11 protein-coding genes and 1 riboswitch are annotated in these 15318 nt (G+C 70.5%); of the genes, 6 read left to right on the top strand and 5 right to left on the bottom strand.

Annotation, left to right across the window (positions count from 1 at the left end):
• Nucleotides 1-166 precede the first annotated feature (166 nt).
• Nucleotides 167-544: a PRC-barrel domain-containing protein gene (locus GRC12_RS30590; RefSeq protein WP_207929935.1), complete on the bottom strand. Its 378-nt coding sequence runs from the start codon at nucleotides 542-544 to the stop codon at nucleotides 167-169.
• 111 nt (nucleotides 545-655) lie between these two features.
• A riboswitch (glycine riboswitch) is annotated at nucleotides 656-751 on the top strand.
• 176 nt (nucleotides 752-927) lie between these two features.
• On the opposite strand from GRC12_RS30590, the gene gcvP reads away from it, so the two are divergent.
• Nucleotides 928-3813 carry an aminomethyl-transferring glycine dehydrogenase gene (gene gcvP / locus GRC12_RS30585; protein WP_208782786.1) on the top strand — a complete coding sequence of 962 codons (2886 nt, stop codon included), beginning with the start codon at nucleotides 928-930 and terminating at the stop codon, nucleotides 3811-3813.
• A 45-nt stretch (nucleotides 3814-3858) separates the two neighbouring features.
• On the opposite strand, the gene GRC12_RS30580 is transcribed toward gcvP, so the two are convergent.
• From GRC12_RS30580 to GRC12_RS30570, 3 genes are all read right to left on the bottom strand, one after another.
• Nucleotides 3859-4278: a TOBE domain-containing protein gene (locus tag GRC12_RS30580; RefSeq protein ID WP_208782785.1), complete on the bottom strand. Its 420-nt coding sequence runs from the start codon at nucleotides 4276-4278 to the stop codon at nucleotides 3859-3861.
• A 95-nt stretch (nucleotides 4279-4373) separates the two neighbouring features.
• On the bottom strand, nucleotides 4374-4769 hold the full coding sequence (locus GRC12_RS30575) for a TOBE domain-containing protein (RefSeq protein ID WP_208782784.1): 396 nt from the start codon (nucleotides 4767-4769) through the stop codon (nucleotides 4374-4376).
• A gap of 670 nt (nucleotides 4770-5439) precedes the next feature.
• Nucleotides 5440-7386 carry an APC family permease gene (locus GRC12_RS30570; protein ID WP_208782783.1) on the bottom strand — a complete coding sequence of 649 codons (1947 nt, stop codon included), beginning with the start codon at nucleotides 7384-7386 and terminating at the stop codon, nucleotides 5440-5442.
• Between the two features lie 476 nt (nucleotides 7387-7862).
• Here GRC12_RS30570 and GRC12_RS30565 point away from each other — a divergent pair, with 476 nt between their 5' ends.
• The 5 genes from GRC12_RS30565 to GRC12_RS30545 all read left to right on the top strand — a co-directional run bounded on the left by GRC12_RS30565 (nucleotide 7863) and on the right by GRC12_RS30545 (nucleotide 14280).
• Nucleotides 7863-9725, top strand: a complete 1863-nt coding sequence (locus GRC12_RS30565) for an NAD-binding protein (RefSeq protein ID WP_208782782.1) — start codon at nucleotides 7863-7865, stop codon at nucleotides 9723-9725.
• A gap of 337 nt (nucleotides 9726-10062) precedes the next feature.
• Nucleotides 10063-11355 (top strand): extracellular solute-binding protein, encoded by a 1293-nt coding sequence (locus GRC12_RS30560; RefSeq protein ID WP_208782781.1) that lies wholly within the window; start codon nucleotides 10063-10065, stop codon nucleotides 11353-11355.
• Nucleotides 11356-11364: 9 nt separating this feature from the next.
• A complete protein-coding gene (locus GRC12_RS30555; protein WP_133047481.1) occupies nucleotides 11365-12363 on the top strand; it encodes a carbohydrate ABC transporter permease in 999 nt (332 codons plus the stop codon).
• A complete protein-coding gene (locus tag GRC12_RS30550; RefSeq protein WP_133047482.1) occupies nucleotides 12360-13181 on the top strand; it encodes a carbohydrate ABC transporter permease in 822 nt (273 codons plus the stop codon). Before GRC12_RS30555 ends, GRC12_RS30550 begins: the two co-directional genes overlap by 4 nt.
• A gap of 52 nt (nucleotides 13182-13233) precedes the next feature.
• Nucleotides 13234-14280 (top strand): endo-1,4-beta-xylanase, encoded by a 1047-nt coding sequence (locus GRC12_RS30545; RefSeq protein WP_208782780.1) that lies wholly within the window; start codon nucleotides 13234-13236, stop codon nucleotides 14278-14280.
• Nucleotides 14281-14307: 27 nt separating this feature from the next.
• Here the strand turns inward: GRC12_RS30545 and GRC12_RS30540 are convergent.
• Nucleotides 14308-15318, bottom strand: a 1011-nt coding sequence (locus tag GRC12_RS30540; protein WP_208782779.1) for a LacI family DNA-binding transcriptional regulator, incomplete at its 5' end; no start/stop codon positions are given.

Here is a 15318-nt window from a genome sequence, read left to right as displayed (position 1 = left end):
CAGGCCCGGGAGGGTGCGGACGTTCCGGGTCGACGACCCTGAGCTTGAGATGGCCGAACCGTTGCCGTTGGTCGCGCAGAGACCCGGGGTCTCGGTGGACGGGGGAGGCGTGTGAGCGAGGGCGGCGTGTGAGAGGGGCCGGCTGTGGGTGTCGGCGGGTCGGGGATCAGGCGTCCGCGTCCTCCTGGCCCGCGAGTCTGCCGAAGTCGCGGTCCGGGAGCGAGGGGGGTGAGGCCAGGTGGAGGCCGTAGTGGTGGTAGAGCTGGAGTTCCTGCTCGGGGGAGAGGTGGCGGCCCACGCCGAAGTCGGGGGCGTCCTTGATCAGGGCCCGGTCGAAGGGGACGTGGAGGGTGCCCTCGACCAGCTCGCTGGGCTCCAGGGGGACGAAGGCGTCGCGGGAGAAGAGGCCCGTACGTATGGCCGCCCACTCGGGGACGCCGGTGGCGTCGTCGAGATAGACCTCGTCGATGGTGCCGATCTTCGTGCCGTTGCGGTCGAACGCCTTGCGGCCGATCAGGTTGCGCGGATCGATGTCGGTCTGCACGGGCCCTCCACATGGTCGCAACTCATCCGTAAGCACTACGAAAGTGCACATCGGGCGACGCGGCCACTCGAGCCGCGCTGTAGAGCGCACTGGTACTCTGTCAACGGCTGATGACCCCGTGCGGGAGAGTCCTCCGGGTGACACCGGAGGCGCCGAAGGAGCAAATCCTCCCCGGAATCTCTCAGGCTCACGTACCGCACGGACGAGGTCACTCTGGAAAGCAGGGCGGGTGTCACGGCTTCCGCCCTCACCGACGGTGAAAACCGGGAGCTTTCGGGCCACCCGGTGAAGCTCTCAGGTCGAGATGACAGAGGGGGAGGCCGTTCGGGTACCCGTGCCGTGGTGCCCCTCGAAGGTCGTGTCAGACCAGGAGGCCTCCGCAAATGACCGCCCATCGCATTCCGCTCTCCGAGCTCGAGAAGGGGATCCCCTTCGAGCAGCGCCACATCGGGCCCGACCAGGAAGCCCGGGCGAAGATGCTCGCCCACATCGGGTACGGCTCGCTGGACGAGCTGACCACCGCCGCGGTGCCGGACGTCATCAGGAACGCCGATGCCCTCGAGCTGCCGGGAGCGCGGACCGAGGCCGAGGTGCTGGCCGAGCTGCGTTCGCTGGCCGACCGCAACCAGGTGCTCGGCTCGATGATCGGGCTCGGGTACTACGGCACCTTCACCCCGCCCGTGATCCTGCGGAACGTGATGGAGAACCCCGCCTGGTACACGGCCTACACGCCGTACCAGCCCGAGATCTCCCAGGGGCGGCTCGAGGCCCTGCTCAACTTCCAGACCATGGTCGCCGACCTCACCGGACTGCCCACCTCCGGCGCCTCGCTGCTCGACGAGGGAACGGCGGCCGCTGAGGCCATGTCCCTGTCCCGCCGTATGGGGAAGAACAAGAAGGGCCTGTTCCTGGTCGACGCGGACGTGCTGCCGCAGACCATCGCCGTGATCGAGACCCGCGCCGAGCCGACGGGCGTGGAGGTCGTGGTCGCCGACCTGAGCGACGGTATCCCGGCCGAGGTCGCCGGGCGGGAGATCAACGGCGTGCTGGTCCAGTACCCCGGCGCCTCCGGTGCCGTACGCGACATCAAGGCGGTGATCGACCAGGCGCACGAGCTGGGTGCCCTGGTCACCGTCGCCGCCGATCTGCTCGCCCTCACCCTGCTGAAGTCGCCCGGGGAGCTCGGGGCCGACATCGCGGTGGGGACGACCCAGCGGTTCGGTGTGCCGATGGGCTTCGGCGGGCCGCACGCGGGCTACATGGCCGTGCACGAGAAGTTCGCGCGCAGCCTGCCCGGACGGCTCGTGGGCGTGTCCGTGGACGCGGACGGGCACAAGGCGTACCGGCTGGCCCTGCAGACCCGTGAGCAGCACATCCGGCGGGAGAAGGCCACCAGCAACATCTGCACCGCGCAGGTGCTGCTCGCGGTCATGGCCGGGATGTACGCCGTCTACCACGGCCCCGAGGGGCTGCGGAGCATCGCCTGGCGCACGCACCGCTACGCCACGATCCTCGCCGAGGGTCTGAAGGCCGGGGGCGTCGAGGTGGTGCACGGGGCGTACTTCGACACGCTCACCGTGCGGGTGCCCGGACGGGCCGGTGAGGTCGTCGCGGCCGCCCGTAACAACGGCGTCAACCTGCGCCTCGTCGACGCCGACCAGGTGTCGATCGCCTGCGACGAGACGACCGGGCGGGCCCAGCTGGCGGCCGTGTGGGCGGCCTTCGGGGTCGACGGCGACGTCGAGGCGCTGGACGCGGTCGCCGGGGCGGCCCTGCCCGAGGACCGGCTGCGCCGGGACGACTTCCTCACCCACCCCGTGTTCCACCAGCACCGCTCCGAGACCGCCATGCTGCGCTACCTGCGCCGGCTGGCCGACCGGGACTACGCGCTCGACCGGGGCATGATCCCGCTGGGCTCCTGCACCATGAAGCTCAACGCGACCACCGAGATGGAGCCGGTCACCTGGCCCGAGTTCGGTCAGCTGCACCCCTTCGCCCCCGCCGAGCAGGCGCAGGGCTACCTCACGCTCATCCACGAGCTGGAGGAACGTCTCGCCGAGGTCACCGGGTACGACAAGGTGTCGCTGCAGCCGAACGCCGGGTCGCAGGGCGAACTGGCCGGGCTGCTGGCCGTGCGCGGATACCACCGGGCCAACGGGGACGAGCAGCGGACCGTGTGTCTGATCCCGTCCTCCGCGCACGGCACGAACGCCGCCAGCGCCGTGATGGCCGGGATGAAGGTCGTCGTCGTGAAGACCGCCGAGGACGGCGAGATCGACGTCGAGGACCTGCGGGCGAAGATCGAGCAGTATCGCGACGAGCTGGCCGTGCTGATGATCACGTACCCCTCGACGCACGGCGTGTTCGAGGAGCACGTCGCCGACATCTGCGCGCAGGTGCACGAGGCCGGCGGGCAGGTCTACGTCGACGGCGCCAACCTCAACGCGCTGGTCGGCCTCGCCAAGCCGGGCCACTTCGGCGGGGACGTCTCGCACCTGAACCTGCACAAGACCTTCTGCATCCCGCACGGCGGCGGCGGTCCGGGCGTCGGCCCGGTGGGTGTGCGCTCGCACCTGGCGCCGTACCTGCCGAACCACCCGCTGCAGCCGGAGGCCGGCCCGGAGACCGGGGTGGGGCCCATCTCGGCCGCGCCCTGGGGTTCCGCGGGCATCCTGCCGATCTCCTGGGCGTACGTCCGGCTCATGGGCGGTGAGGGGCTCAAGAGGGCCACGCAGGTGGCCGTGCTGTCCGCCAACTACATCGCCAAGCGGCTCGAGCCGCACTACCCGGTGCTCTACACCGGGCCCGGCGGTCTGGTCGCGCACGAGTGCATCATCGACCTGCGGCCGCTGACCAAGGCGACCGGGGTGAGCGTCGACGACGTGGCCAAGCGGCTGATCGACTACGGCTTCCACGCCCCGACCATGTCCTTCCCGGTGGCCGGCACGCTGATGATCGAGCCCACCGAGTCCGAGGACCTGACCGAGCTGGACCGGTTCTGCGACGCGATGATCGCCATCCGCGCGGAGATCGAGAAGGTCGGCTCGGGCGAGTGGCCGGCGGACGACAACCCGCTGCGCAACGCGCCGCACACCGCCGCCGCGCTGGGCGACGAGTGGGAGCACGCGTACACGCGCGAGGAGGCCGTCTTCCCGGCCGGTGTCTCGGCCGCCGACAAGTACTGGCCGCCGGTGCGCCGGATCGACCAGGCCTTCGGCGACCGCAACCTGGTGTGCTCGTGCCCGCCGCTGGACGCCTACGAGGACTGAGCCGGTCGTGGATGGGGGCCCCGCTTCGGCGGGGCCCTTTTCGTGTCAGGCCGTGGCCAGTGACACCTCGGTCGACTTGATCAGGGCGACGACGGACGCGCCGGTCGTCAGGCCCAGGTCGGTCGCGGCGTCCCTGGTGATCGCGGAGGTCAGTTCGCCGCCCTCGACCGCGACCTTCACGGAGGCCATGGCGCCGCCGGTGGCGATGTCGGTGACCGTGCCGGGCAGTTGGTTGCGGATGGACAGGCCCTGGACCGGCGCGGTGGCGAGGGACACCTCCGTCGACTTCACCAGGGCGCGCACGGCGGTCCCCGCGGCGAGGCCGAGTTCCTCGACGGATTCCAGGGTGATCGCCGCGGTGATCTCCTGACCGCCGGTGAGGCGGACCTTGACGGTGGCCATGACCTCGCCGGGGGTGACGGCGGTGACCGTGCCGGGGATCTGGTTGCGGATGCTCAGCCTCATGGGAACGCCTCGCGGGAGATGGGGGATCGGTGGGGCCTGTGGGTGTTTGTGCCCACGGGTCACCGTAGCCGCCGGGGGGCGTTCCGGCCGGGAGGTCAGACGCGGTCGATGTGGACGTTCGTCGACTTCACGCGGGCCGTGGCCTCCATGCCGACCTCCAGGCCCAGTTCCTCCACGGCCTCCCGGGTCAGCAGGGAGACCAGACGGTGCGGACCGGCCTGGATCTCGACCTGGGCGGCCACGTCGCCGAGTTTGATCGCGGTGACGATGCCGGGGAAGGCGTTGCGGACCGAGGTGTACGAGGTCTCCTCCTCGCCGGTGCCCGCCCTGGCGAGCTCTACGGAGAAGGCCGCCAGGTCCCGGCCGTCGATGAGTCGCCGCCCGCCCTCGTCGCGGTGGGTCACCACGCGGCCGGCGTCCGCCCAGCGCCGCGCGGTGTCCGGGCTGACGCCGAGCAGCCGCGCCGCCTGGCCGATCGTGTAGCTCTGCATGCCGTAACGATAGGGGCGTGGCCGGGGGCCGGTGGAAAGGGCCGGGCGAAAGCGATGCCCTGGGCGAAGGCGGTCGGGACGGCGCCGGGCATGTCCGCGGTGGTGAGGCCGAGGCGGGCGGCCCGCCAGGTCCCGGATACGGGGCGGACGTCGTGTTCGTCGGGCCCGCCCCAGGGACGGCGCCTCGGCATCCAGGGCCTTTGACGCCGACGCCGACTCCGACGAGGTGAGCGATCCGTGACCGGCCGGCATTCCATCCGGCGCCGGCGGTCCACTCCGCGTGCTGGTCCGCGGCCTCCCTGTCCGCCGTCCTGGCAGGAGCCCGCCAGGACGAGAACGACGCCGTCGCTGTCGCAGCACCTCCGTGCCCTGGCGCACGGGGCCGCCGTTCGATCGAGCGGCGCACGTCCGCGTCGAGTTAGTGCCACCGTAGGGGGCCGGCCATCAGGACGCGGGGGTCGAGTTCGAGCCGGTCGCCATGGGCGTCGCGCAGGACCAGGTGGGAGGAGGTGCGGGCCGCTGTACTGCCGTGCGGCGATCAGGGCGTCCGGACGCACCAGGCGCCGGTGCAGTGGGCCGCGTGCGGTTCGGCTGGCCGGGGCCCCGCGGTCACGCGGGGCGGGAGCAGGGCCGAGTGGCGGTCCCCGACCGGGCTCGGGCGCCCTGACGCTCAGCCGGTGTGGACCCGGGGTCGCCGTGCGCGGTCCGGTTCCGCTTCGCGCAGGACCTCTCGGGTGACCGGGGCGACCTCGCCCTGGCCGAAGAGGAAGAAGCGCAGGAAGTTGGCGAAGGGGGTGCCCTCGGTCCACTCGAAGTAGATGTGCGGGATGCAGCCCGTGGTGTCGCGGACGTGGAGGGCGAGGGCGGCCAGGGCGTTGGGGATGGAGGAGGACTCCAGGGTCAGGACGCGGTAGCGGTTGTGCAGGACCTCGCCGTGCACCGTCAGGCCCGCCTCGAACTCGGACGGGTCGGTGACCGTGACCTCCACGAAGACGAAGTCCTCGCCGGGGATGTCGTTGTCGGCGCGGATCTGCTCGATCTTGTCGCGGTACTCGGCCTTGTCGCGTCGGCCGGGCTCGTTGGCGATGAACCGTATCTTCCGGCTGGACATGTCCCGGATGAATCGTTGTGCCATGTCGTCGAGCTCGACATGGGTGACGCGCAGCTCGAAGGCGCGGGCCAGGCGCGACAGCAGGGAGACCAGGATGATGCCGGCGATGAAGCAGGCGCCGATCTTGACGCCGTCCGGGCGTTCGACGACGTTCGCGCCGGTGACGTAGAGCAGGACCGCCGAGACGATGCCGAAGCCGATGGTCCACCCGCGCTGGCCCGCGCGCCGGGCGGCGATGGTCACCGCGATCGCGGCCGAGGACATGAGCACCAGGACGCCGGTGGCGTAGGCGCCTCCCTGGGCGTCGACGTTCGCGTCGAAGATCCAGGTGACGAGGAAGGCGATCAGAGTGAAGACGATGACCATGGGCCGTACGGCGCGGGCCCAGTGCGGGGCCATGCCGTAGCGGGGCAGGTAGCGCGGCATCAGGTTGAGCAGTCCGGCCATCGCGGAGGCTCCGGCGAACCACAGGATGGCGATGGTCGAGACGTCGTACGCCGTGCCGAAGGCGCCGCCCAGGTACTGGTGCGCGAGATAGGCCAGGGCACGGCCGTTGGCCTGGCCGCCGGTCTTGAACTCCTTCTCCGGGATCAGCACCGTGGTGATGAAGCTGGTGGCGATCAGGAAGACGCTCATGATCAGGGCGGCGGTCGTCAGGAGCTTCTTGGTGTCCCGGATACGGCCCTTGGGGTTCTCCTCGGTGTCACCGGCGTCCCCCTGGACGTGCGGCATGACCGCGACGCCGGTCTCGAAGCCGGACAGGCCGAGCGCCAGCTTCGGGAAGACCAGCAGGGAGACACCGATCATGGCGAAGACGTTCCCGTGTTCCGCGGTGAGGGCGCTGGTCCAGTCGGTGACCACATGGCCCTCGGTGAGGACGTGCCAGAAGCCGACGGCCACGACCACGGCGTTGAGCCCGAGATAGGCGACGACCAGGGCGACCGCGACGCCGATGGCCTCCAGGAAGCCCTTGAGGAAGACCGCGCCGAGCAGGGCGACCAGGACCAGGGTGATCACCATCTGCCGGCCCTGCAGGGTGCTGGTCAGGTGCGGGTTCTCGACCAGGTGGGTCGAGGCGTCCGCGGCCGACAGCGTGATGGTGATGAGGAAGTCGGTGGCGGCGAAGCCCAGCAGGGCGAGGACGAACAGCTTGCCCTTCCAGAACGACAGCAGTCGCTCCAGCATGGCGATCGAGCCCTCGCCGTGCGGGCTCTCCTCGGCGACCCGACGGTAGACGGGCAGGGCACCGGCCAGGGTGACGATCACGAGCACGACGGTCGCGACGGGTGAGAGGAGACCGGCCGCCAGGGCCGCGATGCCGGGCTGGTAGCCGAGGGTCGAGAAGTAGTCCACACCGGTCAGACACATGACCCGGTACCAGCGCTGGCCCTTGTGCGGCGGCTCCGGCTGGGCGTGCGGGGCCTGCTGGATCCCCTTGCCCATGTCGGCCAGCCCCTCCAGCATCCAGGCGCGCATACGGCTGGGAGGGTGTTCGGTCGTGGCCATTCGGCGTGCTCCTGATGTGCGGGCCGTCGTGCGGTTCTGGCCATCACGCGGACGGCGGCACCAGCGTAAGCGGAGAGTTACGTGTGGGCCCACGGATGAGACGGTCGAGGGCGTCAATCTTGCGTTAAGACTCGCTGGCGGGGGCGCTGACGGACCTGCGTCGGGCCGACTTGCGTGGGTTCGCCGAGTTCTGGGCCGTATGGGGGTCGGGGCAGCGTCCCGAGCGGTGGACACCCTGTGTCATGGCGGGGCCGCGATGGATCGGGTCGGCGGACTCGGCGGGTACGGTTCCCGGGTGCTGGGTCAGCCTGTCGCGGGCGCCGCGGGCCGTACTCGCCGCGCCTTGGCGTGGTTTTGACGCAATCTTGGAGGCTGTCAGGTACACGGCTGGAACAGTGTTCATGATCCCTGCCGTTCAGCCTGATGTGACGTCAACTCTCCCCGCCCCGACACCAGCCGGTCAGAGATCGCAGCACATGGTGATCTGCGGCGACGACGGACTCGCACACCGGCTGGCCGTCGAACTGGACGCCGTGTGCGGCGAGGTCGTCACCGTCGTGCTGCCCTCCACCAGCGACGAGCACGGCGCGCGGATCGCCGCGCTGCACCAGGACCCGGACTCGCCGGTCGAACTGCACGTCTCCGCCCGCCCCGACGAGCGGACGCTGCGCGCGGCGGGCGTGGAACGGGCCGCCGCGCTCGCCCTCACCTACCGTGACGACCAGGTCAACATGACCGGCGCCCTGCTGGCCCGGACCGTGAACCCCTCGGTTCGGCTGGTGGTGCGGATGTTCGACGGTGAACGCGGCCGGCACCTGGAGCGGCTGCTGGACCGGGCGGCGGGGCTGTGCGGCGACCTCGGTCAGGACACCTCCGCCACGGTGCTGTCCGACGCCGACACCGCCGTACCGGAACTGGTGGCGGCCGCCGCGGTGGGCCATGGGCACACCCTCCAGGTCGAGGGGAAGGTCTTCCGCGGGGTCGTACGCCCCGCCGGCACTCCGCCGCACACCACCGACCTCGCCACGCTCGCCGTCCTGTCCGGCGCCCACCAGGACGATCCCGCGAGCCAGGACAGCGCGGAGGCCGCGGGCGAGGACGGCATCCGCTTGCTGCCCGACGACCCGACCGCGTACCACCGGCAGTTCACGCACGGACGGCTGATGCTGGAGGAGGTCAGCCATCCCGCAGCCGAACAGACCGCGCGGACCCGGCGCTTCCGCCCGCGCGGCTGGGTGCGGGCGCGCCTTGCCCATCTGCCGTGGAAGGTCTTCCTCTCCCATCAACTCGCCGCCGTGTACGGGGCCTTGGCGGCGGTGGTGGCCGGCCTGTCGACGGCGACCGCGCTCTTCGCCGACGAGCGCCCGTGGTGGAAGAACATCTACCTGCCGTTGCTGGACATCTTCACCATGGGCGACCCGGCCACCGAGGAGTCGGTGGCCCGGAGGGTGCTCCAACTGCTCGCCGGTTTCGTGGGGCTTGCCGTCCTCCCGCTCGTCGTCGCCGCGACGGTGAACGCCACCGACGCCTTCCGTACCGCCTCCGCGAGCCATCCGCCCGACGACGACGTGGACGGCCACATCGTGCTGGTCGGCCTGGGCATGGTCGGCACCCGCGTACTCGACCGGCTGCACGCCACCGGGCATCAGGTCGTCGCCATCGAACGCGACCCGCGCGCACGCGGCGTCGCCCTCGCCCGCCGGCTCGGGATACCGCTGCTGCTGGAGGACGCCACGGAGCCGGCCGTGCTCGAACGGGCCCGTGTCCGGCAGAGCGGCTCGCTGCTCGTCCTCACCCGCGACGACGGCCAGAACCTCGACATCGTCATGGCCGTCCGGGAGACCAACCCCGCCGTGCGGGTGGTGACGCGGCTGTACGACGACGCGTTCGCGGCGACCGTCCAGCGCACCCTGCGTGCCTCCTACCCGGACGCCCTCACCCGCAGCAGAAGCGTCTCGGCCTTGGCCGCGCCCTCCTTCGCGGCGGCGATGATGGGCCGCCATGTGCTGGGGGTGATGCCGGTGGAGCGGGGCTCGCTGCTGTTCACCTGCGTGGACGTGGCGGGGCACGCCGAGCTGGAGGGGCGCTCGGTGCACGAGGCGTTCCGGGAGAACGAGTGGCGGGTGCTGGCCGTGGGGGCCGCGCGCGGCCCGCTGCCCGGATCGGCGGCCGTGGACGGCCCCGACACACCTCGCCCCGACCGCACGGACTTCGACTGGCGTCCGGCACAGGGGCGGGTGCTGGTCGCGGGCGACCGGGTGGTCCTGGCGACGACACGGCGGGGACTGGACGTCCTGATGACGGGCGTACGGTCGCGCCCGCATGGAGGGCGGGGGTAACGGCCCGGCTCATCACCGAGCCCGGCATGGGGTATCGCTTCGAGACCTGAGCTTCTACAGTGCCCAGTGCCCCTCCGGAAGGTTCGTCGGCTCATTCGAATGTTTCGACGTTCTTCCGGAGGGGCTGACGCATATAAGGGGTCCGATCAATCCGGGATCTCGTCAACGGTCCGACCGTCCACGCAGGTTGGCCGCAGATTCACCGCGTACAAGGGGTTGCCACCGTTTGGGAGCTGTCTCTAGGGTGCGGCAACAACGCATCTTTCTGGATCAACTCCGAAACTTTCGGTCCAGCGGACGGCCGTCGACACGCCGTCCCTACCCCAAGGAGCGCATCATGGGCGACCGGGCACTGTCCCGCCGCGGCTTCCTGGCGGCCTCCGCCGCGGCCGGTCTGGGCATGACCGCACTGAGCGGCTGCGGCGGCGACTCGGACGGGTCGTCGGCGGACGGCACGACCACGATCGAGTGGTGGAACATCTCCACCACCGAGCCGACGAAGACCGTCTGGGCCGGACTGGCCAAGAAGTTCGAGGCCCAGAACCCCAAGGTCAAGCTGAAGATCGTGCAGCTGGAGAACGACGCCTACAAGTCCAAGATGACCGCGCTGACCGCCTCCGGGAAGCTGCCGGACATCTTCCACACCTGGGGCGGCGGCGTGCTCAGGCAGCAGATCGACGCGGGGCTCGTCGAGGACCTCACCGACCGCACCAAGCCGTGGGCCGACAGCGTGCTGCCGGTGGCGAAGCAGCCGTACATCTTCGACAAGAAGGTCTACGGCATCCCGTTCGACATCGGCATGATCGGCTTCTGGTACAACAAGGCGCTCTTCCAGCAGGCGGGCATCAGCACGCCCCCCACCACCTGGAGCGGCTTCCTCGACGCGGTGAAGAAGCTCAAGGCGAAGAACATCACGCCCATCGCCCTCGCCGGCAAGGAGAAGTGGCCCGAGATGTACTACTGGGCCTACCTCGCCATGCGCACGGCCGGTATCGCCGCCCTCCAGAAGGCCAGCGACGACAAGGACTTCAGCGACCCCGGGCTGGTCCAGGCCGGGCAGCACCTCCAGGACCTCGTCAAACTCCAGCCGTTCCAGAAGGGGTTCCTGGGCGCCTCGTACTCCACCCCGACCGGACAGGCCGCCACCATGGGCAACGGCAAGGCGGCCATGGAGCTGATGGGCCAGTGGGCCCCGGTCGTCGAGGCCGACTCCGGCAAGGGGCTCGGCTCGAACCTCGGCTTCTTCCCCTTCCCGGCCGTCGAGGGCGGAAAGGGCGCGATCACCGAGGTGTTCGGCGGTGGCGGCGGGCACGCCCTGCGCAAGGGCGCGCCGCAGGCGGCCGTCGACTTCCTGAAGTTCTTCGCCTCCGAGACCACCGACCTCGAACTGGTCAAGAAGACCAACACCCTGCCGATCGTGCCCGGCGCGGAGAAGGGCCTGTCGGACCCCAACACCAAGGCGGTGCAGGCGCAGTTGAAGGGCGCCACCGGCTTCCAGCTCTACCTCGACCAGGCGTACGCGCCCGCCGTCGGCCAGGAGGTCAACGACAGCGTCGCCGCGCTCATCGCCGGCTCCAAGTCACCCGAGCAGGTCACCCAGTCGATCACCAAGGCCGCGAAGGAAGCGTAGTAGCCGGCGATGACCTCCACTTTCCTCCCGGACGAGCGGACCGGCACCGGCCTCGCCCCGACCTCCCCCGTGGCGAGGCCGGGACGTGGCCGGGCGCGCCGGCGGCTGGTCAACTGGCTCACCGCGGTCGGCTTCCAGGTGCCCGCGCTGGTGCTCTTCATCGGCCTGGTGCTGCTGCCGATGCTGTTCGCGCTGTACGCCGCCTTCTTCCGCTGGGGCGGCTTCGGCATGCCCTCCGACTACATCGGCACGGACAACTTCACCCAGCTCTTCAAGGACGACGTCTTCCTCGGCGACCTGTGGCGCTGTCTGCTCCTGGTCGGCCTCTCGCTCGTCCTGCAACTGCCGTTCGCGCTGGCCATGGCGGTGGCCCTGAACCAGCGGCTGCGCGGCCGGGCCGTCTACCGGATGCTGTTCTTCGCCCCGTACGTGCTGTCCGAGGCCATCACCGGCGTCCTGTTCAGCATGGTCTTCGCCCCCGACGACGGGCTCGCCGACCATGTGCTCGGCGCCGTCGGCCTCGGCGGGATCGGCGGGGAGTGGTTCGCCGACCCCTCCTACGTCATGGCGACCCTCTTCCTCGTCATGACCTGGAAGTACTTCGGCTTCCACATGATGCTGTACCTCGCCGGACTCCAGTCCATCCCGGCCGAGTTGACGGAGGCGGCGCTGATCGACGGCGCCGGCCCCTGGCAGCGCTTCCGCAACGTCACCCTGCCGCTGCTCGCACCCACCCTGCGCATTAGCGTCTTCCTCTCCGTCATCGGGGCCATTCAACTGTTCGACCTGGTCTGGGTGATCACCCAGGGCGGACCCGACCACCATTCCGAGACGATGGCCGTGACCATGTTCCAGTACGGCTTCAAGCGCTACCAGGTCGGCTACGCCAGCGCGATCAGCGTGGTCATGTTCGGCATCTGTCTCGTCTTCGCCCTCGCCTACCAGCGGTTCGTGCTCCGCCGCGACCTCGAGGGAGCCACCACGAACATGAGGGGAGACGGGGCGTGAAGACCCTGCGCAAACTGCCGCTGCACGTCGTGCTCGTGCTGGTCGGCTCGGTGGTGGTCGTACCCCTGCTGTACGCCGCCCTGTCCGGCTTCAAGTCGACCGACGAACTCTCCCGCAACCCCTTCGGGCTGCCCGAGCACTGGCTGACCGGGAACTACACCGACATCCTCGGCTCGGGCGACTTCTGGCGGCTGCTCGGCAACAGCACGCTGGTAGCGGTGGCGACGACCGTGCTCGTGGTCGCCGTGTCCGCGCTCGCGGCCTTCTCCTTCGCCCGGTTCGCCTTCCGCGGGCGGGAGGTGCTGTTCATGTTCTTCACGATGGGGCTGATGTTCCCCTTCGCGGTGGCCGTCCTGCCGCTGTTCCTGATCCTGCGGTACCTGGACCTCCTGGACAACCCGCTCGGCGTGATCCTCCCGCAGGCCGCCTTCGGGCTGCCGATGACCATCATCATCCTGCGCGGCTTCTTCCGGCAGATCCCGGGAGAGCTGGAGGAGGCGGCCACGCTGGACGGGTGCAGCGCCTTCGGCTTCTTCTGGCGGGTGCTGCTGCCCATGGCACGGCCGGCGCTCGGCACGGTCTCCGTGCTCGCCGTCGTCGCGAGCTGGAACAACTTCATGCTGCCGCTGCTGGTGTTCACCGACTCCAAGTGGTGGACGCTGCCCCTCGGCGTCGTGCAGTTCCAGGGCCAGTACTCCGCCGAGTACGCCCGCGTCTTCGCCTACCTCGTGCTGGCGATGGTCCCCGCACTCGCCCTCTACTCGGTCGCCGAGCGCCAACTCGTCGGCGGCCTCACCGCCGGCGCCACGAAGGGATGACGCGCGCCGGCGGACGTACGGCCCCACACCACACACCGTGAGGAGTCGCACCATGCGCAAGACCACCCGACTCAGACTCGCCGGCGCGCTCGCCGCCGGCCTGGTCGTGGCCGGACTCGCCGCCGGGCCGTCGGCCCAGGCGAGCCCCAAGCAGCCGACGCTCGCGGAGCTGGCCCAGCGCCACGGCCGCTACTTCGGCAGCGCGACCGACAACCCCGAACTCACCGACAGCGCCTACACGGCCCTGCTCGGCAAGGAGTTCGACATGATCACGCCCGGCAACGGAATGAAGTGGTACGCCACCGAGCCGCAACAAGGCGTCTTCGACTGGACCAACGGCGACCAGATCGTGAACCTCGCCCGCGAGAACCACCAGCGGATACGGGCCCACACCCTGGTCTGGCACAGCCAGCTGCCGAGCTGGCTCACCGACCGCGACTGGACGGCGGCCGAACTGCGGGCGGTGCTGAAGAACCACATCCAGACGGAGGTACGGCACTACAAGGGCAAGGTCTACTCCTGGGACGTCGTCAACGAGGCGTTCAACGAGGACGGCACCTACCGGGAGACCATCTGGTACAAGACGCTCGGCCCCGGATACATCGCCGACGCGCTGCGCTGGGCGCACCAGGCGGACCCGCACGCCAAGCTGTACCTGAACGACTACAACATCGAGGCGGTCGGCCCGAAGTCGGACGCGTACTACCGGCTGACCAAGGACCTCAAAGCACAGAAGGTCCCGCTGGACGGCATCGGCCTGCAGGCGCACCTCGCGCTGCAGTACGGCTATCCGACCACCCTGGAGGACAACCTCCGCCGCTTCTCCCGGCTCGGCCTGGACACCGCGCTCACCGAGGTCGACATCCGGATGATCCTCCCGGCGACCGACGACAAGCTGGCGGAACAGGCCGACTGGTACGGCCGGCTGACCTCGGCCTGTCTGGCGGTCCGCCGCTGCGTGGGCATCACGATCTGGGACTACACCGACAAGTACTCCTGGATCCCGGCCTTCTTCCCGGGGGAGGGCGCCGCGCTGCCGTGGGACGAGCAACTGGCACCCAAGCCCGCGTACTTCGCGATCAGGAAGGCTCTGCACTAGCCGCGATCAGGAAGGCTCTGCACCGGCTCAGGGCAGTGCTGGTGGTGCGGTGCTGGACCGCACCACCAGCTCCGTGCCCAGCTCCACGCGCGGTGCGTCCGGCTGTTCGTCGCGGGTCAGCCGCAAGGCCGTACGGACCGCCAGCTTGCCCATGTCGGCGAGGGGTTGGCGGACCGTGGTCAGCGGGGGAGCGGACCAGCGGACCTCGGGAAGGTCGTCGAAGCCGACCACGCTCATGTCCTCCGGAACGCGCAGGCCGCGTCGGCGCAGCGCCTCGATCGCGCCGAGCGCCATCTGGTCGCCGGCCGCGAAGAGGGCGGTCGGCGGTTCGGGGAGGTCGAGAAGGGTGTTGCAGCCCCGGAAGCCGGACTCGGGGTGGAAGTCGCCGGGGACGACCAGGGTTTCGTCCAGGGCGACGCCGGCGCCCTCCAGGGCCGCCCGGTAGCCGTCCAGGCGGGCGCGGGAGCACAGCAGCCGGGGCGGGCCCGCGATCAGGCCGATCCGGCGGTGGCCGAGGGACAGCAGATGGTCGGTGGCCGCCATGCCGCCGGACCAGTTGGCCGCGCCGATGGTGGGCACGTCGAGGGCGGGGGAGCCCGCCGGGTCGACGACGACCAGCGGGACGCCGAGGGCCCGCAACTCCTCGTGCAGCACCGGCTCCAGGACCGAGGTGACCAGGATGACGCCGTCCGAGGCGCGGGCCCGGAGGTTGCGCATCCATTCGCGGGCGTCTCCCGAGCGCCCGTGGATCGCCGACACCACCGTGCCGACCCCGGCCGCGTGCGCCACCTCCTCCACGCCCCGGATGATCTCCACCGCCCAGGGGCTGTCGAGATCGTTGAAGACGAGGTCCAGCAGGGCCGCACCGCTGCCGGAGGCGGTCGGGCGCTTGCGGTAGCCGTGCCGCAGCAGCAGGTCCTCCACCCGGGCCCGGGTCCTCGGCGACACGTCGGACCGTCCGTTGACGACCCGCGACACCGTCGGCACCGAGACCCCGGCCTGCCGTGCGATCTCCGTGATCGTGACCCGGCCCCGCCC

Source organism: Streptomyces griseorubiginosus (genome assembly GCF_017614965.1).
GTDB classification, from domain to species: domain Bacteria; phylum Actinomycetota; class Actinomycetes; order Streptomycetales; family Streptomycetaceae; genus Streptomyces; species Streptomyces griseorubiginosus_B.
The sequence above is the reverse complement of the archived record's forward strand: the minus strand, read 5'-3'. Positions and strand labels throughout refer to the sequence as shown.